The 19983-nt window shown below is 72.9% G+C and carries 19 protein-coding genes and 1 tRNA gene; 10 read left to right on the forward strand and 10 right to left on the reverse strand.

What is annotated here, in order from left to right; genetic code table 11:
* Positions 1 to 2: 2 nt before the first annotated feature.
* Genes HLB15_RS00240 through HLB15_RS00250 form a run of 3 tightly spaced genes read right to left on the reverse strand, consistent with a single transcriptional unit; the run spans position 3 to position 2640 of the window.
* Positions 3 to 1145 (reverse strand): alpha/beta hydrolase, encoded by a 1143-nt coding sequence (locus HLB15_RS00240; RefSeq protein ID WP_171102522.1) that lies wholly within the window; start codon positions 1143 to 1145, stop codon positions 3 to 5.
* On the reverse strand, positions 1142 to 2098 hold the full coding sequence (locus HLB15_RS00245; RefSeq protein ID WP_171102524.1) for an NmrA family NAD(P)-binding protein: 957 nt from the start codon (positions 2096 to 2098) through the stop codon (positions 1142 to 1144). Before HLB15_RS00245 ends, HLB15_RS00240 begins: the two co-directional genes overlap by 4 nt.
* Entirely contained in the window at positions 2095 to 2640 is a 546-nt protein-coding gene (locus HLB15_RS00250) for a low molecular weight protein-tyrosine-phosphatase (protein ID WP_171102526.1), read from the reverse strand. Before HLB15_RS00250 ends, HLB15_RS00245 begins: the two co-directional genes overlap by 4 nt.
* Positions 2641 to 3016: 376 nt before the next feature.
* Here HLB15_RS00250 and HLB15_RS00255 point away from each other — a divergent pair, with 376 nt between their 5' ends.
* Positions 3017 to 3850, forward strand: coding sequence for an alpha/beta fold hydrolase (locus HLB15_RS00255; protein WP_171102529.1), 834 nt, complete (start codon positions 3017 to 3019; stop codon positions 3848 to 3850).
* Here HLB15_RS00255 and HLB15_RS00260 read toward each other — a convergent pair.
* Complete coding sequence (locus tag HLB15_RS00260; RefSeq protein WP_171102531.1) at positions 3828 to 4676, reverse strand: class I SAM-dependent methyltransferase; 849 nt, start codon at positions 4674 to 4676, stop codon at positions 3828 to 3830. The two genes, HLB15_RS00255 and HLB15_RS00260, sit on opposite strands and share 23 nt — an antisense overlap.
* A gap of 120 nt (positions 4677 to 4796) precedes the next feature.
* On the opposite strand from HLB15_RS00260, the gene HLB15_RS00265 reads away from it, so the two are divergent.
* Complete coding sequence (locus HLB15_RS00265; RefSeq protein WP_268240985.1) at positions 4797 to 5990, forward strand: anhydro-N-acetylmuramic acid kinase; 1194 nt, start codon at positions 4797 to 4799, stop codon at positions 5988 to 5990.
* 91 nt (positions 5991 to 6081) lie between these two features.
* Here HLB15_RS00265 and HLB15_RS00270 read toward each other — a convergent pair.
* Positions 6082 to 6165: transfer RNA gene (locus HLB15_RS00270), tRNA-Leu, on the reverse strand.
* A 239-nt stretch (positions 6166 to 6404) separates the two neighbouring features.
* On the opposite strand from HLB15_RS00270, the gene HLB15_RS00275 reads away from it, so the two are divergent.
* From HLB15_RS00275 to pknB, 7 genes are read left to right on the forward strand one after another with little or no spacing between them, the layout of a single operon-like run.
* Positions 6405 to 7121: an FHA domain-containing protein gene (locus HLB15_RS00275; RefSeq protein WP_020017306.1), complete on the forward strand. Its 717-nt coding sequence runs from the start codon at positions 6405 to 6407 to the stop codon at positions 7119 to 7121.
* A gap of 10 nt (positions 7122 to 7131) precedes the next feature.
* A complete protein-coding gene (locus HLB15_RS00280; protein WP_171102533.1) occupies positions 7132 to 7623 on the forward strand; it encodes an FHA domain-containing protein FhaB/FipA in 492 nt (163 codons plus the stop codon).
* Between the two features lie 7 nt (positions 7624 to 7630).
* Complete coding sequence (locus tag HLB15_RS00285) at positions 7631 to 9160, forward strand: PP2C family protein-serine/threonine phosphatase (protein ID WP_171102535.1); 1530 nt, start codon at positions 7631 to 7633, stop codon at positions 9158 to 9160.
* A complete protein-coding gene (locus HLB15_RS00290) occupies positions 9157 to 10644 on the forward strand; it encodes an FtsW/RodA/SpoVE family cell cycle protein (protein WP_171102537.1) in 1488 nt (495 codons plus the stop codon). The genes HLB15_RS00285 and HLB15_RS00290 overlap by 4 nt, the downstream gene beginning before the upstream one ends.
* A complete protein-coding gene (locus HLB15_RS00295; protein ID WP_171102538.1) occupies positions 10641 to 12170 on the forward strand; it encodes a peptidoglycan D,D-transpeptidase FtsI family protein in 1530 nt (509 codons plus the stop codon). Before HLB15_RS00290 ends, HLB15_RS00295 begins: the two co-directional genes overlap by 4 nt.
* Positions 12167 to 13966 carry a serine/threonine-protein kinase gene (locus HLB15_RS00300; RefSeq protein WP_171102539.1) on the forward strand — a complete coding sequence of 600 codons (1800 nt, stop codon included), beginning with the start codon at positions 12167 to 12169 and terminating at the stop codon, positions 13964 to 13966. The genes HLB15_RS00295 and HLB15_RS00300 overlap by 4 nt, the downstream gene beginning before the upstream one ends.
* Positions 13967 to 16009: a Stk1 family PASTA domain-containing Ser/Thr kinase gene (pknB, locus tag HLB15_RS00305; RefSeq protein WP_171102540.1), complete on the forward strand. Its 2043-nt coding sequence runs from the start codon at positions 13967 to 13969 to the stop codon at positions 16007 to 16009.
* A 43-nt stretch (positions 16010 to 16052) separates the two neighbouring features.
* On the opposite strand, the gene HLB15_RS00310 is transcribed toward pknB, so the two are convergent.
* From HLB15_RS00310 to HLB15_RS00325, 4 genes are read right to left on the reverse strand one after another with little or no spacing between them, the layout of a single operon-like run.
* Complete coding sequence (locus HLB15_RS00310) at positions 16053 to 16712, reverse strand: aminodeoxychorismate/anthranilate synthase component II (RefSeq protein WP_171102541.1); 660 nt, start codon at positions 16710 to 16712, stop codon at positions 16053 to 16055.
* A 9-nt stretch (positions 16713 to 16721) separates the two neighbouring features.
* Positions 16722 to 16880 (reverse strand): hypothetical protein, encoded by a 159-nt coding sequence (locus HLB15_RS00315; RefSeq protein ID WP_171102542.1) that lies wholly within the window; start codon positions 16878 to 16880, stop codon positions 16722 to 16724.
* Positions 16880 to 17710, reverse strand: a complete 831-nt coding sequence (locus HLB15_RS00320) for a class E sortase (RefSeq protein WP_171102544.1) — start codon at positions 17708 to 17710, stop codon at positions 16880 to 16882. The genes HLB15_RS00315 and HLB15_RS00320 overlap by 1 nt, the downstream gene beginning before the upstream one ends.
* The gene (locus tag HLB15_RS00325) at positions 17707 to 18519 is read right to left on the reverse strand and encodes a DUF881 domain-containing protein (RefSeq protein WP_229784920.1); all 813 of its coding nucleotides are present in this window, start codon (positions 18517 to 18519) and stop codon (positions 17707 to 17709) included. Before HLB15_RS00325 ends, HLB15_RS00320 begins: the two co-directional genes overlap by 4 nt.
* Positions 18520 to 18663: 144 nt before the next feature.
* On the opposite strand from HLB15_RS00325, the gene HLB15_RS00330 reads away from it, so the two are divergent.
* On the forward strand, positions 18664 to 18936 hold the full coding sequence (locus tag HLB15_RS00330; RefSeq protein ID WP_229784921.1) for a cell division protein CrgA: 273 nt from the start codon (positions 18664 to 18666) through the stop codon (positions 18934 to 18936).
* Between the two features lie 90 nt (positions 18937 to 19026).
* Here the strand turns inward: HLB15_RS00330 and HLB15_RS00335 are convergent, their stop codons facing one another.
* A complete protein-coding gene (locus HLB15_RS00335) occupies positions 19027 to 19914 on the reverse strand; it encodes a rhomboid family intramembrane serine protease (RefSeq protein ID WP_171102548.1) in 888 nt (295 codons plus the stop codon).
* Positions 19915 to 19983: the final 69 nt, after the last annotated feature.

The raw sequence follows: 19983 nt of genomic DNA on the forward strand, positions 1-19983 counted from the left end.
CGTCAGCCGCGTACGTACCCGTCGAACCAGCGCCGTGTCTGCCGCCAGACCTCCTCGCGCACCGGTGCGGCCGAGAGCGTGACGTCGTGCAGCGCGCCGTCGACCCGGACCAGCGTGACGAGCGACCCGACGTCCGGCACCCGGCGGGCGATGCCGATCACGTCGAGCACCGAGTCGGTGCTGCGCATGTCCTCGCTCCATCGCGTCGGGATGGTGCTCCGCGCACTGAGCAGCACCAGCACGGGCACGTGGATGCCGAGGCCGCGCGCCACCGTCTCCTGCCCCCGGAAGATCGCGGCGAGCCACCCGGGCAGGGCACGCCACCCGGCGTCGGGACGCCACGCGACGTCGTAGTCCCACTCACCGTCGAAGCGCGCCGAGATCGACCGCGCGTAGAGACCCCGGTCCAGGTTGACGAGCGGACGGCGCGGCGCGATGGCCGACTGCACGCGGATACCCGGCTCCATGAGCTTGCGGACCGCCTCGCGCGGCTGGAACTCGAGCCACGGCGAGTTGAGCACCAGACCGGCCACCCGGTCCTGGTTCCGCGCGGTCCACAGGCTCGCGGTCAGGCCGCCCGTCGAGTGGCCCATGAGGACGAGCCGACGCTCCGGCCGGTCGTCGGGCCCGTGCCCCATGACGGCGAGCGCCGCCTCGATGTCCTCGGCGTAGGTGCGGAGGCTGCGCACGTAGCCCGGCGTCTGGCCCTCGCGCAGGCTGCGGCCGTACCGCCGCAGGTCGAGGGCGTGGAACCGGACGCCCTGCGCCTCCCAGAAGTCGGCGAGGTGGACCTGGAAGAAGTAGTCGAGCCAGCCGTGCACGTAGAGCAGGTCCACGCCGGCGTCGGGCACCTCGGCGGGCGGCTCGCCGCCGGGCAGGTCGCGCCGGCCGCCCAGGCGCAGACGCCGCCCGAGCTCGGACAGCTCCTCCCACAGCCGGGCGACCTGCGGGTTGCCCGCACCGACCGGGTGGACGCCGTGGGCCGGGCCGGGTTCCCGGGGCGGCTCCGGCCGGGCGCGTCGCACCAGGGTCGCCACCACCTCCGGCTCGTCCTCGTCCGGCGCCAGCGGAAGGGTGCGGCGCTCGAAGCCGGGCAGCACGTCGGGCTCCCAGGCCGGCTCGGGTCCGGGGGAGTGGCTCGTCATCTGACCGACGGTAACCGCAGGTGGGCCCACTCCGCCGGGTAGTCGTCGAGCCAGTCGGCGAGCGAGCGGGCGCGGCGGCCCGCCAGGTGCCCGACGTCGGGGCTGACCCGGGCGAGGTCGCCCCGCTCGATGGCCTGGCACAGCGTGATCCAGTCCTCCACCTCGGCGGACGTGGAGCGGTAGAACAGGGCGCGGGCCTGCTCGACGGTCTGCGGCACGTACCGGATGGGGCGCCCCGTCGCCTCGGCGAGCGCCGCGGCGACCTCGTCGAACGCGAGAGCCTCCGGCCCCGTGAGGTGGTAGGTGCGGCGGGTGTGCCTGCCCTGGTCCTCGTCGAGGAGCACGGCGGTGGCGACGTCGGCGACGTCGTCGTGCGACACGGACGCGACCCGGCCGTCGCCCGCCGGCGCCTGCAGCACGCCCGCGCCGTCGGCGCCGGACGCCTCCGTGTGGACGGCGAAGGTCAGCGTGCGGTGGAACACCGAGGCGCGCAGCACGGTCCAGGACAGGTCGGTGCCGCGCAGGTACTGCTCGGTGAGCCAGTCGTCGCGCGCGACGGCCGAGACGGCGTCCGGTCCCGCACCGACGGACGACACGTGCACCACGTGCCGCACCCCGGCGAGCACGGCGGCGTCGACGGCGGCGCGCTGGAGGGGGAGCCGGCTCGCCCGCACCGCGCTCGGCACGAGGAAGACCGCGTGCGCGCCGGCGAACGCCCCGGCCAGGACGCGCGAGGTGGTCTCGGGCGAGCCGTCGGTCAGCTCGGCCGGGACGGTGACGACCTCCGTCTCCGGCAGGGGCGCGCCGTCGGGCAGACGGGGAGTGGCGCCGCGGCCGGTGACGAGCAGGCGCTGGCGACCGCCTGCCGCTGCCACGCGGAAGGCGAGCCTGGACCCGAGGCGGCCGTCGGCGCCCATGAGGACGACGAGCCGGTCGGACGACGCGCGCGTCATCTCTCCACGGTAGTCGGCCCGCGCCCGCCGGGCCGGTCGGCCAGGCCGAGCCGGCCCCGGACGAACGCGACCACACCGTCCGCCGCCGCCTCGATCTCGGCGAGGCACACCTCGAAGTCCTCGGGCCCGCCGTACCAGGGGTCGGCGATGTCGAGCCGCTGCTCGGGCAGGCCGTCCGCCGCGGGGTCGAACGAGCGGTACATGCGCACGACGGCGCCGTCCCCGTCGGCGGGTGCGAGGGCGCGCAGCGCGCGGGCGTGCCGAGCGGTCATGGCGAGCACGAGGTCGTGACCGCGGACGTCGGCAGAGGTGACCTGGCGTGCCCTGTGCCCGTCGCCCGTGGGGTAGCCGTGCTCGGCGAGGACCGCGCGGGCACGGGGGTCGACGGGGTTGCCGTGCTCCTCGTCGCTCACGCCGGACGAGTCGACCACGACGGCCTGACCGAGGCCCGCGGCCTCGAGGCGGTCGCGGAGCACGATCTCGGCCATGGGGGACCGGCAGATGTTTCCCGTGCAGACGGTCATCACGCGGTAGGGGGTCATGCTGGCATTCTCCCCGACCCGTGCGCGGGCACGGGAAAGCCCGCGGGGTGGCCGATGTCGGCCGGCCGTGCTGGACGAGGGCACGGCACCCGCGGGCTCCGGTGGTCGCGTTGGAGTCGCCACCTTGTCCCGTGCCGCCTCGACCGGATCAGGAAGGCCCCGTGCTGAGCCCCCGGACCGGTGTCGGCGCAGAACGCTTGCGCGTCACGCGACTAGCGCGCGACCACCTCATGGGTCCGATGTGAATTCACTGCTCGGATCACCTCCCTTCTCATGTGCCCACGAACCTACGCCGCGCGCGGCGGTGCGCCCAGGGTTTTTTCTCGCGGCGAAACCGGTGCGACGACTTTCCGGTCCCCGACCCGTCTGTCCCTGTATGACGACCCTCACCGCCGACGCCTACACGACGTCGTCCGACGGCACCCGGATCGCCTACGACCTGACCGGCCCCACCCCCGGCCTGGCGCCCGCGGTCGTGGTGGTCGACGGCGTGCTGGCGCACCGCCTGCCCGTGACGCACGCGGTGGCGACGGAGCTGGGCCAGGAGGTCACGACGCTGCGCTACGACCGCAGGGGCAGGGGCGCGAGCGGTGACACGGCCCCGTACAGCGTGGACAGGGAGGTGGACGACATCGCGGCCCTGCTGGACGTCACGGGCCCCGCGGCGCTCGTCGGCATCTCGACGGGCGGCTTCCTCGCCCTGCGCGCGGCGGCCGACCTCGGCCCCGGCGTCACGGCCGTCCTGTGCTGGGAGCCCACGTACGACGTCGCGAGCGGCGAGGCACCCGCCGACCCCCGCATGATCGCGGGTGTCGAGGCGTGCGTCGCGGCGGGCGACCCCGGCAGCGCCGTCGAGCTCTTCCTCGACGTCGTGGGTATGCCCTGCGGTCTGGTACCGCGCATGCGGGCGTCGGCGTCGTGGGCGGACCTCGAGGCGATCGCCCCGACCATCGCCTACGACGGCCGGGTGCTCGCCGCGGTCGCGCTCGGCCGCCGGGCGCTCATGTGCCGCTGGGACCAGATCGTGCAGCCCGCCCTCGTCGCCGACGGCACGGCGAGCGCGGCGACCGTCCGGACGGCGGCCGACTCGCTGGCCGCCGTGCTCCCGGCGGCACGCCGCACGACCCTGCCGGGCCACGGTGCCGACGTGCCGCCCGCCGCGATGGCCGACGCGGTGGCCGGCCTGCTCAGAAGGGCCGGCGTGCCGTGACGAGGATGCGCGGCGCCTCGTCGACGAGCTCGTTGCCCGTGGCGAAGTACATGTGCAGCGCGCGCAGGCCCGCCTCGTGCCGGGCGACGGCGCCCGGACCGAGCTCGGCGAGCTCCGGCACCTGCCATGCCGCCCTGCGCAGGTACCAGAGCACCGACGACAGGTCCCGGAACGTGCGGGTGCCGACGTGCTCCGTCGCCTCGACGATCTCCAGGCCCGCCGCGACGAGCCCGTCCGCGATGACGTCGACCGTGACGGCGTCCGGGTCCCAGCCGAGCGGCACGCCGAGGGCCCTGTTGAGGGCGATCCCGTCGCGCGTGTCGACCTGCTCGGTGAGGAAGGTGCCGCCCGGTTCGAGCACGCGGCCGACCTCCGCGGGGTCGACCGGGCCGAACCGGCTGAGCACGGTGCTGAACTGCCCGTCGAAGAAGGGCAGCAGCACGTCGCCGGTCCAGGACGGCTCGGCGCGGCGCACGTCGACGCCGAGCGGCTCGAGGCGGCGGCGCGCCGTGAGGAACGCCGGTCCGGTCTCCGTGGCGGCGGAGCCCTTGGGCAGGGGGCCGAGGCCCGCGAAGAAGTCGCCGTCACCGGTACCGATGTCGAGCACGGCGCCGCGCGACCGCTGCACGACCTCCTGGGCACGGGCGGGGTAGTCCCACTCGGGGGTGTCGACCGTGAGACGGTCGTCGACGGGGGTGTCGTCGAGGCCTCCGGTGAACAGCGCCGCGGGGGACGACGGCGCCGCCGGAACGGCGCGAGCCCATTCGACGTGGTCCTCGAACGGCGCGTCCGGCGCCGGGGCTGGGGCGATCGAGACGTCAAGCATGGGGGAGATTGTGGCGCACACTCGGACGAACGGGGTAACACTGACGCAAACTCGACCGGAGGAGTGGGAACGATGGGGCAACCGTTGCCCGGAGAGGGCGCCTCACCTGCGACGGAACCTGTGACCGGGCACGGTTCGCTGCGGGTCGTGGGGCTCATGTCCGGCACCTCGCACGACGCGGTCGACGCCGCGGCGTGCGACCTCCGGCTCGACGACGACGCCCTGGAGCTGACGCCGCTCGGCCACCTGTCGGTGCCGTACCCGGCGGCCCTGCGGGACGAGCTGGTGCACGCGCTGCCGCCGTCCACCACGACGGCCGAGACCCTCTGCCGGCTCGACACCGGCGTCGGGCAGGCGTTCGCCGCCGTGGCCGCCCGCGCGGTCGGCGAGCTGTGCGGCGGCCGGGCCGACCTGGTCGTGTCGCACGGCCAGACGCTCTTCCACTGGGTGGCCGACGGCGCCGCCCGGGGCACGCTGCAGGTCGGCGAGCCCGCCTGGATCGCCGAGGCGACGGGTTCGCCGGTGGTCTCGGGCCTGCGCACGCGCGACGTCGCCGCCGGCGGGCAGGGCGCGCCGCTGGTCGGGCTGTTCGACGCGCTCTGGCTCGCCGGCCGCCCCGGCACGGTGGTCGCGCTCAACCTGGGCGGCATCGCGAACGTCACCGTCCCGCGGCACGACGGCGCCCCGCTCGCCTTCGACACGGGCCCCGCCTGCGCGCTGCTCGACGCCGCGACGCGGCACGTCACCGGCGGCCGCCTCGCCTACGACGCCGAGGGCGCGCTCGCCGCCCGCGGCCGGGTGCGCCCCGACCTGCTGGCCCGGCTGCTCGACGAGCCGTACTACGCGCGCCCCGCGCCCAAGACGACCGGCAAGGAGCTGTTCCACCTCTCCTACCTGCTGGACCGTGTCGGCCCCGTGGAGATCCCGGCGGAGGACCTGCTCGCCACGCTCGTCGCCCTCACCGCCCGCACGGTGGCCGACGCCGTCCGCGGCACCGCGACGGAGGTCGTCGCCTCGGGCGGAGGGACGCGCAACCCCACCCTCGTGGCGGCGCTGCGGGCGGAGCTGCCCGGCGTGCCCGTGCGGACCTCCGACGAGCTGGGCGTGCCGGGCCAGGCCAAGGAGGCGCTGGCGTTCGCGGTGCTGGGCTGGCACACCTGGTTCGGCCTGCCCGGGGTGCTTCCCGGGGCGACGGGTGCGCGGCACCCGGTCGTCCTCGGGTCGGTGACGCCCGGCGCGGACGGGACGTTCCCGCCGGGGCGGGCCGCGGGCGTCGCGCCGCCCGTGCGCCTCGTGGTGTCGCCGCGGGCGTGACGCGGCCGGAGGGGAGAGGTACCCGTCGGATCGCAGCCCCCGGAGCACGACGAAGGCCCCGACTCGGGGAGCCGGGGCCTTCTTGTCAACGTGCGCGAGGGGGGAGTTGAACCCCCACGCCCTTTCGGGCACACGGACCTGAACCGTGCGCGTCTGCCTATTCCGCCACTCGCGCGCTGCTGGATGAGGCTAGCACGTCCCTGACCCCTGCTCCGAATCCAAATCCGGTGAGGTGGTTCACGTGCTGCCGCAGGTCTAGTAGCGTGCGGATCCGCCCACGCCTCTCCTCATCGCGCCACCTGAGGGAAGATCGGAGAAGATCCGCAGGACATCCACAGTATTGGAGTCTGCGGGCACCTACCGGTCTATACGATCTAGGTAGTCTGCCCGGCGCAGACCCTGGAAGGAGGTGGCATGGGCGCCCTGGACCGCTTCGAGAAGAGCGTGGAGCGCATGATGAACAACGCGTTCGCCAAGGTGGGACGTGGCGAGGTGAAGCCTGTCGAACTGGCGAGCAGGCTGCGGCGCGAGCTGGACGACCGTGCCGCGGTCGTCGGGCGCGACCGTACCGTCGCGCCGAACGAGTTCACCATCGAGCTCGCCCCCGACGACTTCGCCCAGATCGAGGCGTGGGGCGCGCAGACCCTCGCCGACGAGCTCGCGTCCAACATCACGGCGTACGCCGCGACCCAGCACTACGCGTTCGTCGGCCCGGTGAGCGTCACGTTCGACGAGCAGTACGAGCTGGTGCCCGGCCGCTTCACGGTCCGGTCGCGCAGCGTGCAGGGGAGCGTCGCGCCCGCGACGTCCGGCGCGCCGACCGGCCGGCACCCGCTGATCGACATCGACGGCCAGCGGTACCTGCTGACCGGCCCCGTCACCGTCATCGGGCGGGACGCCGAGGCGGACATCGTCGTGGACGACCCGGGCGTGTCCCGGCGCCACCTCGAGATCCGCGTCACGCCGGACGGCGTCGTCGCGACCGACATGGGCTCGACGAACGGTCTCTACGTGGAGGGCCACCAGGTCCCTGCCGCGACGCTGCTCGACGGCAACACGATGACCATCGGCCGCACCCGGATCATGTTCTGGACCGGGAGCGCGTCCGGTGCGGACAACGAGGACTGGTGACTGACCCGACATGAGCGAGCTGACGTTCACCCTGCTCCGGCTGGGCTACCTCGTGCTGCTGTGGGTGTTCGTGCTCTCCGCCGTGGCCGTGCTCCGGCGCGACCTCGCCGGGCCGCGCACCACGAGCGGCCGCCGGCGCCGGTCGGAGCTCCCGGGGCCCGCCGCGACGCCGGCCCCGGGCGGCGGCGCGCCGCGCGCGCCCCAGCGGGGTGGCCCGTCGCGGCTCGTCGTGGTGGCAGGCCCGCTCACGGGGACCACCATCCCCCTCACCTCGTCCGGTGTGCTCATCGGGCGCGCACCCAGCTGCACCCTCGTGCTGGACGACGACTACTCGTCGTCGCGTCACGCGCGGATCTTCCCCCAGGGCGGTCAGTGGTTCGTGGAGGATCTGGGCTCCACGAACGGCACGTACATCGGCGAGGAGCGGGTGCAGGGCATCGTCCCGCTCGCCCCCGGTGTCGGCGTGCAGATCGGACAGTCCGTCGTCGAGCTCCAGGGATGACCATCACGTGACCGTGACCTTGCGGTATGCCGCGCGTTCCGACGTCGGCCTCGTCCGCTCCAACAACCAGGACTCCGCGTACGCGGGGCCCAACCTCCTCGTCGTGGCCGACGGCATGGGCGGGCACGCCGGTGGCGACGTCGCGTCCGCGCTGACCATCGCGGCGCTCGTCGGCCTCGACCGGCCGGACCACAGCTCCGAGCAGTCGATGTCCGCGCTGGAGCGGACCATCGACCAGGCCAGGCAAGACCTCGTCGACGCGACGGCCGCCGACCCGGACCTGGCAGGCATGGGCACGACCGTCACGGCGCTGCTCAAGTCCGGCAACACCCTCGCCATGGCCCACCTGGGCGACTCGCGTGCCTACCTGCTGCGCGACGGCGTGCTCGCGCAGGTCACGGTCGACCACACCTTCGTGCAGCACCTCGTCGACACGGGCCGCATCACGCCCGACGAGGCCGAGACCCACCCGCAGCGGAACGTCGTCATGCGGGTGCTCGGCGACTTCGACCTCGACCTCACGCCCGACCTCTCCATCCGCGAGGCGATCCCGGGCGACCGCTGGATGCTGTGCTCGGACGGCCTGTCCGGCTTCGTCCCCGAGGACCAGATCGCCGAGGTGCTCGTCTCGGTGGCCGACCCGGAGGACGCCGTCGAGCGCCTGGTCTCCCTGTCCATGCGCGCGGGCAGCACCGACAACATCACCGTCGTCGTCGCCGACGTGCTCGACGAGGGCGCGGCCGCCGGTACGGCGGCCACGGTCGTGCCGGAGATCGTGGGCTCCGCGGCCCTCGCCGGCGTCACCGCGGCGGGCGACGACGCACAGACCCCGACCCACCTCCCCGTGCCGTCGCCCGGTGTCGACGGCGACACCGTGACCGGCTTCGTCCGCGGCCCCGCGGCCGACGACCAGGGCGGGACCGCCCCGGCCGCGGTCAGCGTGCTGGCGGGCACCGTCACGCAGGACGGTCTCGCCGACACCCTCGAGCAGGCCGTCATCGCGAGCGGCTCCGAGGACGAGCAGTACCAGCCCGACGTCCGCCCCGACGACGAGGACGAGGAGAACGACGAGGACGCCCGGCCCGCGCGCGGCAAGCGTGCGTGGCTCACCGTGCTCGGTGCGCTGCTGCTCGTCGTCGGCCTGGGCCTCGCCGGCTGGGCCGGCTACCGGTGGACACAGACCCAGTACTACGTGGGCGAGTCGGACGGCCAGGTCGCCGTGTTCCGCGGGATCCCCGCGACGGCGGGCCCGCTGACCTTCTCGACGGCGGTCGAGCTCACCGGCACGCGCGTCGACGAGCTGCCGCCGTTCGTCGCCGACCGGGTGCACGAGACGATCCGCGCCACCTCGCTCGAGGACGCGCGCGGGCGCGCCGACCGCCTCATCGCCGACGCCGCGGAGGAGGCGGGCGCGACACCGTCGCCGACCCCGTCCGCCACGCCGTCCTCGACGCCCACGTCCACGCCGTCCTCGACCCCGACGCCCACGCAGTCGAAGAAGGCCTCGGACGACTCGGCCGGGGAGAAGAACGGATGAGCATGCTCCGGCCCGAGGAGGGCGCACCCGCCCGCGTCGCCGAGGCGGTCCTGCTCGTCGTCGCGCTGGCGCTCGGCATGGGCGGCATGTGGATGGTGGGCTACTCGCTCGACGACGCGCTCCCCGAGGGGTTCTGGACCTACTCGATCGTGCTCGCCGCGCTGGCCTTCACCACGCACATCGTGCTCCGCCTGCGCGCGCCCTACGCCGACCAGGTGATCCTGCCCGCCGTCGTGCTCCTCAACTGCCTGAGCATGGCGACGATCCTGCGGCAGACCGGTGTCGTGAGGGACGCCGACGCGTCGCGCCACCTCATGTGGAGCGCGCTCGGCATGGCCGTGGCCTGCGTGGTGCTCTTCGTCATCCGTGACCACAGGAGCCTGCGCAAGCTGACCTACACCGCGATGGTGGTCGGCATCGTGCTGGTCATCCTCCCGCTGATCCCCGGCCTCGGCCGCGAGGTGAACGGCGCGCGGATCTGGATCTACATCGGCAGCTCGTCGGTCCAGCCGGCCGAGTTCGCGAAGATCGCGTTCGCCGTGTTCTTCGCCGGCTACCTGGTCGCCAACCGCGACACCCTCGCGCTGGCCGGCCGCAAGGTGCTCGGCCTGCAGCTCCCCCGCCTGCGGGACCTGGGGCCGATCCTCATCGTGTGGGCCGTGTCCCTCGCCGTGCTCATCGGCGAGAAGGACCTCGGGACGTCGCTGCTGTTCTTCGGCCTGTTCGTCGGCATGCTCTACCTCGCGACCGACCGGGTCGGCTGGATCGTGATCGGCCTGATCATGTTCGCGGGCGGCGCCGTCGTCGCGTGGTCGATCTTCAGCCACGTGCAGCTCCGCGTGAACATCTGGCTCGACGCCTTCAACCCCGAGCTCGTCGAGGGTCCGTCGTTCCAGCTCGTGCAGGGCCTGTTCGCGATGGCGTACGGCGGCATGTTCGGCGCGGGCTGGGGCGGGGGGTACCCGAGCTTCGTGCCGTTCGCCTACTCCGACTTCATCTACGCGGCCATCGGCGAGGAGCTCGGCCTGACCGGTCTGCTCGCGATCCTGCTCGTCTACCTCGTCATCGTGCAGCGCGGCCTGCGCCACGCGATCGGCGTGCGCGACGGCTTCGGCAAGCTGCTCGCCGGCGGCCTCGCGTTCGTCATGGCCCTCCAGCTCTTCGTCGTCGTGGGCGGCATCACGCGGATCATCCCGCTCACCGGTCTGACCCTGCCGTTCATGGCCCAGGGTGGCTCGTCGCTCGTCGCCAACTGGATCGTCATCGCCCTCATGCTGCGCATCTCCGACGCCGCACGGCGCCCCTCCCCGCTGCCCACCCGGGGCGCGCTCGCCGAGCCCGCGCCCGCCGTGGTGGGCGGCCCCACGAGCGGCGCCATCGAGGTCGGGGGCGGCCGGCCCGTCCAGGCCGGGACCGAGGCGGGCGCGGGACGTGGCGTCACGCCCGACGACGCGACCCAGATCGTCCGGGGGGTGGACCGGTGAACTCCACGCTGCGCAAGCTGTCGGTCGTCGTGATGACGATGTTCATGGCGCTCATGATCTCCACGACCTGGATCCAGTTCGTGGCCGCGGGCGAGCTCAACGACCACGAGCGCAACTCCCGCGCCATCTACAGCACACTCGGGCGCGACCGCGGGCCCATCGTCGTCAAGGGCGGCGAGCAGATCGCCACCTCGGTGCCGGTCGAGGACAACTACAAGTACCAGCGCACCTACTCCGACGGCGAGGCGGGGCCCGCGTCGCTCTACGCGCCCGTGACCGGGTACTTCTCGGTCAACGGCACCGTGACGGGCATCGAGCGCTACGCCAACGACTACCTCGCGGGCGAGGACGACTCGCTGTGGCTGGACCGGCTGCAGAACCTCATCACCGGCGAGGAGGCGCAGGGCTCGTCGGTCGAGCTCACGATCGACCCGAAGCTGCAGCAGGCCGCCTGGGACGCGCTCGGTGACCGGAACGGCGCCGCCGTCGTGCTCGACCCGAAGACCGGGGCGATCCTCGCGATGGTGTCGAAGCCGTCGTTCGACCCGAACGTGGTCTCGAGCCATGACTCCCAGGCCGCGGCGGACGCGGCGACCGCGCTCATCAACGAGCGGCCCGTCGTCGGGAGCACCGACGGCGAGGAGCGGCGCAGCGTCTACGGCCCGATGATCAACCGCACGATCAACGCGACGTTCCCGCCCGGCTCGACGTTCAAGATCCTGACGTCGGCCGCCGCGATCGAGTACGAGGGCCTCACGCCCGGCGCCCAGGTCGACGCGCCGAACTCCTACACGCTGCCGGGCACGAGCACCGACGTGGGCAACTTCGGCGGCTACGCGTGCTCGCCGACGCAGCGGATGTCGCTCCTCGAGGCGCTGGAGAACTCCTGCAACACCGCCTACCTCAAGCTCGCCACGGACGTGGGCCGGGACGGCATGCAGAAGATGTTCGAGGACTTCGGCTTCACCGAGTCCCTCGAGGTCCCGATGACGACGTCGGTCGGCGCCTACCCGGGCCTCATCGGCGGCGACAACGACGACGACTCCGACGCGCGCATCGCGCTCTCGGGCATCGGCCAGGGCAGCGTGCGGATGACGCCGCTCCAGGTCGCCATGATGTCCGCCGCCGTGGCGAACGACGGCGAGCTCATGGAGCCGTATCTCATCCAGAGCGTCCGGGACAGCGACCTCGAGCTGGTCAGCCAGACGAAGCCGAGCCGGTACCGGAGCCCGTTCTCGTCGTCGACCGCCGACGCGCTCACCGAGATGATGCTCGCGGTGGTCAACAGCGGGTCCGGCACGGCCGCGCAGGTGCCGGGCGTGCAGGTCGCGGGCAAGACGGGCACGGCCCAGGACGACCCGCGGTCGCCCACGCTCTGGTTCACCGGGTTCGCGCCGGCGGACGACCCGCAGGTCGCGATCGCGATCGTGCTGGAGAACGAGGGTGAGTCGACCCTCGAGTCCTCGGCCGGCTCGATCGCCGCGCCGGTCGCCGGCGAGATCTTCAAGGCGGCGGTCGGCCAATGAGACCGGTCGAGGGTCTGACGCTCGGTGGGCGCTACACGCTGGTGCGGCGCATCGCCATGGGCGGCATGGGCGAAGTGTGGGTCGCGCGCGACGAGAAGCTCGCGCGCGACATCGCCGTGAAGGTGCTCCGCGAGGAGTACACGGGCAACGAGGACTTCCTCCGTCGCCTGCGCACGGAGGCACGGAACTCGTCGACCCTCGTCCACCCCAACATCGCGCAGATGTTCGACTACGGCGAGGAGCGCGGCGCCGGGTACCTCGTCATGGAGCTCGTGCTCGGTGAGCCCCTCGCCGACCTGCTCGAGCGCGAGCCGGTGCTGCAGCCGGCCCGCCTGCTGCCGATCCTGGCGCAGACGGCGCGCGGCCTGCACGCCGCCCACGTCGCCGGCGTGGTGCACCGCGACGTGAAGCCGGGCAACATCCTGCTGGAGCACACCGGCACGGTGAAGATCACCGACTTCGGCGTCTCCGTCGCGCAGAACCAGGTACCCATGACCGCGACGGGCATGGTCATGGGCACGGCGCAGTACCTCTCGCCCGAGCAGGCCGTCGGCCAGTCGGCCACCGGGGCCTCCGACATCTACGCACTCGGCGTGGTCGCCTACGAGGCGACCACCGGGCGTCGCCCGTTCACCGGCCGGACGCCGGTCGACATCGCCATCGCGCACGTCAACGCGCCTGTCCCCCTGCTGCCGACGTCGGTGCACCCGGGCCTGGCCGAGACGATCACGAAGATGCTGGAGAAGGACCCGGCCCAGCGCATCTCGTCGGCCGACCAGCTCGCACGGCACCTCGACCAGCTCGCCGCGGAGATCGCGGAGGACCCGTTCGGCAGCTCGCGCTACGCGCGGCGGTCGCGACGCGAAGGCCAGGGCGCGACCCAGCGCGCGGGCGGGCGGAGCGGCGGCCGGGCCGCGGCGGCTCAGCCCGGCCCCTCGCACGCCCGGCGGCAGTCGCCGTTCGGTGGCGGCGGCAACGGGCGGCACACCACCGTGGCGAGCGCGCAGTCCGCTCCGGCAGGCCCCGACCAGGGGACACCGGGGGGCTCCGGGTCCGGCACACCGGCCGGCGGGTACGGCAGCGGCACGCCCGCGGGCGGCTACGGGTCGGACGGTACGGCGAACGGGTCGTCGTCGAACGGCTACGGCACGACCTCCGGCGGGTACGGCACGTCGTCGGGTACGTACGGGACGGACGCCTACGGGCGGCCGTACTCCCCGGCGCCCGGCAACCCCGCGGGCAGCCCGAACCCGTTCAGCCCGACGTCGGGTGCGGCGTCGGGCGGCTACGGGACCGACTCGGCCGGCTACGGCACGACGTCGGGTGCGCACGGCTCGGACACGCACGGACAGCCGCACGGTGCCGGCGGGTACGTCCCCCCGCCGTCGGGCGGCTCCGCGAACGGCGCCCGCGCCTACCCGTCCCGCCGCGACCTGCACTCGAGCCGCCAGGACGGGCGTCGTGGCCCGCAGCAGAGCCGCTCAGGCGGGCACCCCGGGAAAGGGCGCAGCCTGTCGTCGGACATCCAACGGTGGGTGGGCGAGCTCGAGGACCGGTTCGGCGTCCGGGTGTCCTGGCCGCTCGTCGCGCTGGTGGCCTTGCTCCTCGCCGTCCTCATCATCACGCTGGTGACGGGTGGTGGGGACGACACCGCGTCGGAGCCGTGGGGTTCCTCCCAAATCTCCGCCGAAACGCTGAGGTCCTCAGCAGCGGCCGTTCCCGCCGTTTCTGGGATGATGCTCTTCACCGAGCCGTTTGCCTCCGGGCCGACGGCCACGACATCAAAGGACGTATGAGTGGTGGACAACACGCCCCGCGTACTCGCCGGCCGCTACGAGGTCGGTGAGCTGGTCGGCCGCGGCGGTATGGCCGAGGTGCACATCGGCCACGACACCCGCCTCGGTCGCACGGTGGCGATCAAGGTGCTGCGTTCCGACCTGGCCCGTGACCCGTCCTTCCTCACTCGGTTCCGGCGCGAGGCGCAGTCCGCCGCCGCGCTGAACCACCCCGCGGTCGTGGCCGTCTACGACACGGGCGAGGACGTGCACCAGAACGCCCAGGGCGAGGACGTGCACGTGCCGTTCATCGTCATGGAGTACGTGGAGGGCCACACCGTCCGTGACATCCTCACCGACGGCGCCGCGGTGCCGATCGAGGAGGCCGTCGAGATCACCGTCGGCGTGCTCAGCGCGCTCGAGTACTCGCACCACGCCGGCATCGTGCACCGCGACATCAAGCCCGCCAACGTGATGATCACGCCGACGGGTGCGGTCAAGGTGATGGACTTCGGCATCGCGCGCGCGATGGCCGACTCCGCCGCGACGATGACCCAGACCCACGCCGTCATCGGCACCGCGCAGTACCTCTCGCCGGAGCAGGCGCGCGGCGAGCAGGTGGACACCCGCTCCGACCTGTACTCGACCGGCTGCATGCTGTTCGAGCTGCTCACGGGGCGGCCGCCGTTCCAGGGCGACTCGCCGGTCGCCGTCGCCTACCAGCACGTGGGCCAGGAGCCGCAGCGCCCCTCGGAGATCGCCACCGACGTGCCGGAGGTGCTCGACCGCATCACGCTCAAGGCGCTGACGAAGGACCGCGACCAGCGGTACAGCACGGCGGCGGAGTTCCGCCGCGACCTGGAGGCCGCGATGCGCGGCGGTCAGGTCACCGCACCCATGGTCGGTGCGGGCGCCATGATGGGCGCGACCCAGGTGGCCGGCCAGCCCGCCTACGGCGCCACGCAGGTCATGGCGCCGACGCCGAACGCGTGGGGCCCGGCCACCGCCCAGCAGAGCCCGGTCACGCCGGGCAGCGGGTACCCGGGGCCGGGTGCGCGCCCCGACCAGCGCCAGCCCGAGAAGAAGAGCCGGGCGCTCATGTGGTGGCTGCTCGGCATCGCCCTGGCGGCCGTGGCGGCGATCGTCATCGCGATGATCGTCAACGGGCAGGACAACGCACCGCAGACCGTGCCTGTGCCGACGATCGCGGAGAACCTCACCGCGGACGAGGCACGGCAGCAGATCGAGGCGGCGGGCCTGACGTTCGAGCAGGCCATCGATAAGGACTCCGACCTCGAGGAGGGCCGGACGACCGGCCGCACGGACCCTGCGGCCGGCGAGGAGGTCGCACCGAGCTCGACCGTCACCGTCTACGTGGCCGGTGCCCCCGGCCAGGTGACGCTGCCCGACCTGAAGAACCTCAGCGAGGCCGACGCGCGGGCGAAGCTCGAGGAGCTCAAGCTCAACGTCGGTGAGAGCCAGACGGAGAACAGCCCCGACGTCGCCGAGGGCATGGTCACCAAGACCGAGCCGGGTGGCGGGCAGACGGTGCAGGAGGGCTCCGACGTGGTGCTCTACCTCTCGACCGGCCAGGTGACCGTCCCCGACCTCGCGGGGCAGACGCGCGAGGCCGCCGAGCAGCAGCTCAAGTCGCTCGGCCTGAACTTCCAGTTCAAGGACGAGGAGACCGAGGACGTCAACGAGGGCCTGGTGGTCCGCACCGACCCCACGGGCGACGTCGACCAGCGCTCCTACGTCACGGTCTTCCTCGCGAAGGCGCCGCAGAAGCAGGAGACCACGGTGCCGGTCGACCTCGTCGGCAAGTCCCTCGAGGAGGCGCAGCTCGCCTGCACCGGCGCGCAGATCAGCTGCCAGCAGGCCTCGGAGGAGCCGTCGGACGTCTTCCCGGAGCCCGGCACGGTCATCCGCTCCGACCCCGCGCCCGGGTCGCAGGTCGAGGTGGGCTCCTACGTCAACCTCGTCGTGTCGTCGGGTCCCGCGAACGGCGGTGGCGGCGAAGGTGGCGGCGAGGGCGAGGGTGACGGCGGGGACATCTTCCCGTAGCCCCGTCCGGCTCAGGTCCGCAGCAGGGTGATGGCGTCGCAGGTCACGAGGTGACCAGCGGCGCCATTCCCGTCGCCCGCTCGACAGCACCCTCGAGGCCGCAGACCTCCAGCCAGTTGGCGAGCAGCCGGTGGCCGCCCTCCGTGAGCACCGACTCGGGGTGGAACTGCACGCCGTGCAGCGGCAGCTCCCGGTGCTGCAGCCCCATCACGATGCCCGACGCCGTCGTGCCCGTGACCTCGAGCTCGTCCGGGACGCTCTCCGGCGTCACGGCGAGGGAGTGGTAGCGCGTCGCGGTGAACGGGTCCGGGAGGCCGCTGAGCACACCGTGCCCCTCGTGCTCCACGAGGCTCGTCTTGCCGTGCATGAGCTCGGGCGCGTGGGTGACGGTCGCACCGTAGACCTCGGCGAGCGCCTGGTGCCCCAGGCAGACGCCGAGCATCGGCGTCCGGCTGCGCGCGCACGCTCGGATGACGTCCTCCGAGGCCCCGGCGTCGGCCGGTGTGCCGGGCCCGGGGGAGACGAGCACGCCGTCGTAGGGCACGGAGGTGCCGTCGTCGTCGTAGCGGTAACGGCCGTCGGCGTCCGGAGCCGGCACGGCGTCGTTGCGGACGACGACCGTCTCGGCGCCGATCTGGTCGAGGTAGCCGACGATCGTGTAGACGAACGAGTCGTAGTTGTCGACGACGAGGATGCGCGTCATGCAGGCATGCTACGCGCCGACCGTCGTGTCGTTGAACGGCATGTACTCGCTGAGCCAGGGGAAGAACTCCGTGAAGCACACGGCGATCACCCCGAACGCGAGCACGAGGCACACGAACGCCTTGAACCACCCCGGGCCGGGGATGGCCCGCCACAGCAGCCCGTACATCAGCTCACCAGCTCCTTCGGCATGCCCTCGTCCACGGGCGCCCAGTAGTCGAGCTCGCCGTGCACGATGTACCGCTCGGTCGCGGAGAACATCGGGTGGCACGAGGTCAGCGTGATGAACCGCTGCGTGAGCTCGGGCATCTCCTGGTCCGCGGTGACGCCGGGCACCGGTGCGATCACCTCGACGTTCTGCGGGTAGACGATCTTCGACTCGGTCACCTTGTAGACGTACCAGGTGTCCTCGGTGCGGACCACGACGGCGTCGTCCGGCTTGAGCTCGGCGATCTTGTTGAACGGCTTGCCGTACGTGGTGCGGTGCGCGGCGACCGCGAAGTTGCCGAGGTCACCCGGCATCGCGGTGCCGACGTAGTGGCCGATGCCGATGGTGTCCAGCACGGTCGCCTTGTCGGTGCCCTCGGCGACGGGCTTGACGTAGTCGTCGCCGAAGCGGGGGATGTACATCTGCGCGAACAGGGTGCCGACGCCGGGCTCCTCCATGACGGGCGGCGCGTCCCGGTGCTCCGTGACCGTCGCCGGCCCGGTCGGGGCGTTCTCCCAGTCCATCTCCGCGATGATCTCGTTCTGCGCACGGGCGCCCTCGACGTCCGTCCACCACAGCTGCCACACGACGAAGAGGCCGAGGACGATACCCGCCGTCACGAGCAGCTCGCCGAGCACGCCGATCAGCCAGGCGACCGGCCGCATCGGGGTCGCACCGCCCTGCGGTCTGCGCGCGTTGCGGGGACCCATCCCGGACGGTCCCCGCCGGTACGCGATGGGGAACACCTCCTGGGGCAGGGGCACGTCGTGGCCTGCCTGCGCGTGGGTCATCCAAAGACCTCCGTACCCTCGGGAACCGTCGCGTGCTGCAGACCTCCACCGTCGTACGCGGGGAGGTCCAGGTGGTCGCTGCGCCGCACGTCCCAGCCGAGGTGCACCCACTCGACGTACTCGAGGTACGTCCGCACACCCTTCGACCGGTCGAGCGACGCCTCCATCTTCGCCGGGTCACCCACCGCCGTCACCTCGTAGGGGGGTGAGAACACCTTTCCGTGCAGCAGGAGGATGTTCCCGGAGCACCGGAACGCCGACGTCGACGTGACGCGCTCGCCCTGGAGCGTCATCGCCTCGGCACCGCCCGCCCACAGGGCGTTGATGACGTGCTGGAGGTCCTGCTGGTGCACGACCAGGTCGTCGGGCTGCGGCTCGACACCGCCCGGTCCCGCGCCGACCGCCGTGGACGGCGCGTCGTCGAGCGTCACGGTGAGGCCGGGGCCGGAGACGGGGAGCGACCCCGAGATGACGCCCTCGCGCTCCACGAGGGCGGGGTCGGGGGTGGGCACGGTGGTGCCCGTCCGGGCGGAGAGCGTCTCGATCTCCTGGTCGAGCCGCTCCGAGCGCTCGCTGAGCTCCGCGACGCGTGCCGTCTCGGTGTCCACGAGCTGGGCGAGGTCCTGCGGGTCCCGCGTGCCGGCGCCGCCGCCGTCGGCCAGGCGGGCGCTGGCACTGAACATGAGGCCCGCCAGCACGGCCACGCCGCCCACGCTGACCCACGAGCGCCAGCCGGCGTCGAGGGACGCGCGGAAGAAGCGTCGCGCCCCGCGTGCCGACGACCCCTGCGTCGGCTCGCCTCCGCTCACGTGCCCCTCCTGCCACGATCGTCAAACCTGCGGACACGTCCGGTCACGCACAAGGCCTGTGGACCACTACGCTAGTCCACGAAGATGCAGACGTCGGCCCGGCACACCCTTGGCGGGGCCATCACCAGGACAGGAGCGCGTCTCGTGCCCGAGTCGAAGTCCCGCAACAAGAAGAAGGCCGCCCCCCGGACGGACAAGTCCGAGGCAAAGGCGCTGATGCCCGGCGAGTCCGTGAACCCGCGCTGGCTGGCGCCGGTGATGCTCGGCCTGATGATCCTCGGCCTCGCCTGGATCGTGACCTTCTACCTCACGAGCTCGGACCTCCAGCTGCCGATCCCGCAGATCGGGCAGTGGAACCTCGCCGTGGGCTTCGGGCTGATCATCGTGGGTTTCGGCCTCACCACGCGCTGGAAGTGACGGCGGCTCCGCGGCCGCACAGCGGCGGCCGCGGAGCTGTGTCCCCATTTATCCACAGCTGTGGGTAAAGCTGGGGAAAAGAGGACGGTGTCACATCCCCAGGACACCCAGGGACGAGTAGCGTCCCACCGCCAGCGCGACCAGCACCGCGACGCCCACCACCGGGACGAGCCACGCGACGAGGGCGCGACGCTCCCGCGGCGCGTACGCGTACGCGACCGCGACGAGCGCCCCGACGACCAGGCCGCCGAGGTGCGCCTGCCACGAGATCCGCGGCACGAAGAACCCGATCGCCCCGTTGATCGCGAGCAGCACGAGCACCTGGCCCAGGCTGCGGCCGAGCCGGCGGAGCACCGGGAGCATCGCCCCGAACAGGCCGAACACCATCCCTGACGCGCCCACCACCGGCGTCACCCAGGCCGACGACGTGTACGGGTCGCCGGCGAGCAGCAGCACGGCCACCTGACCGCCGACCGCCGCGAGCAGGCAGAGCACGGTGAACCGCAGCCGGCCGAGCAGGGGCTCGAGGAACTGGCCGGTGATCCACAGGGCGTACATGTTGAACAGGATGTGCAGCGGCGACGTCGAGTGCAGGAACGACGCCGTGAGGAACCGCCATGGCTCGACCGCTCCGCCCCAGGGCCAGAACCAGAGCAGCTCCGTCCACCGGCCGCCCGTCACGAGCTGCAGGATCCAGCTCACCACGCAGATCCCGATGATGGTGAACGTGACGACCGGCCGTGCGGCCGTCGTCGTGCCGCCCACGACCCCGCCGAACACCGTGCGGGCGCGGGGTGCGGTGCGGCGCGACTCGCGCACGCAGTCGACGCACTGCACGCCGACGGCCGCCGGCCGCTGGCACTCCGGGCAGGCAGGCCGCCCGCAGCGTTGGCAGCGCACATAGGCGACACGGTCAGGATGGCGCGGGCAGACCGGTGGAGCGGCCTCGGTCGGCTCCTCGGCGGCCGGGTCGTTCATCGCGATACGTCCTCAGTCCCCTCGTCACTCAGGGTCGGGCTTCGTCGGTGGTCCCGGGCCGTGGGCCCG

It is taken from the genome of Promicromonospora citrea (genome assembly GCF_013004695.1).
In the GTDB taxonomy this organism is placed as follows: domain Bacteria; phylum Actinomycetota; class Actinomycetes; order Actinomycetales; family Cellulomonadaceae; genus Promicromonospora; species Promicromonospora citrea.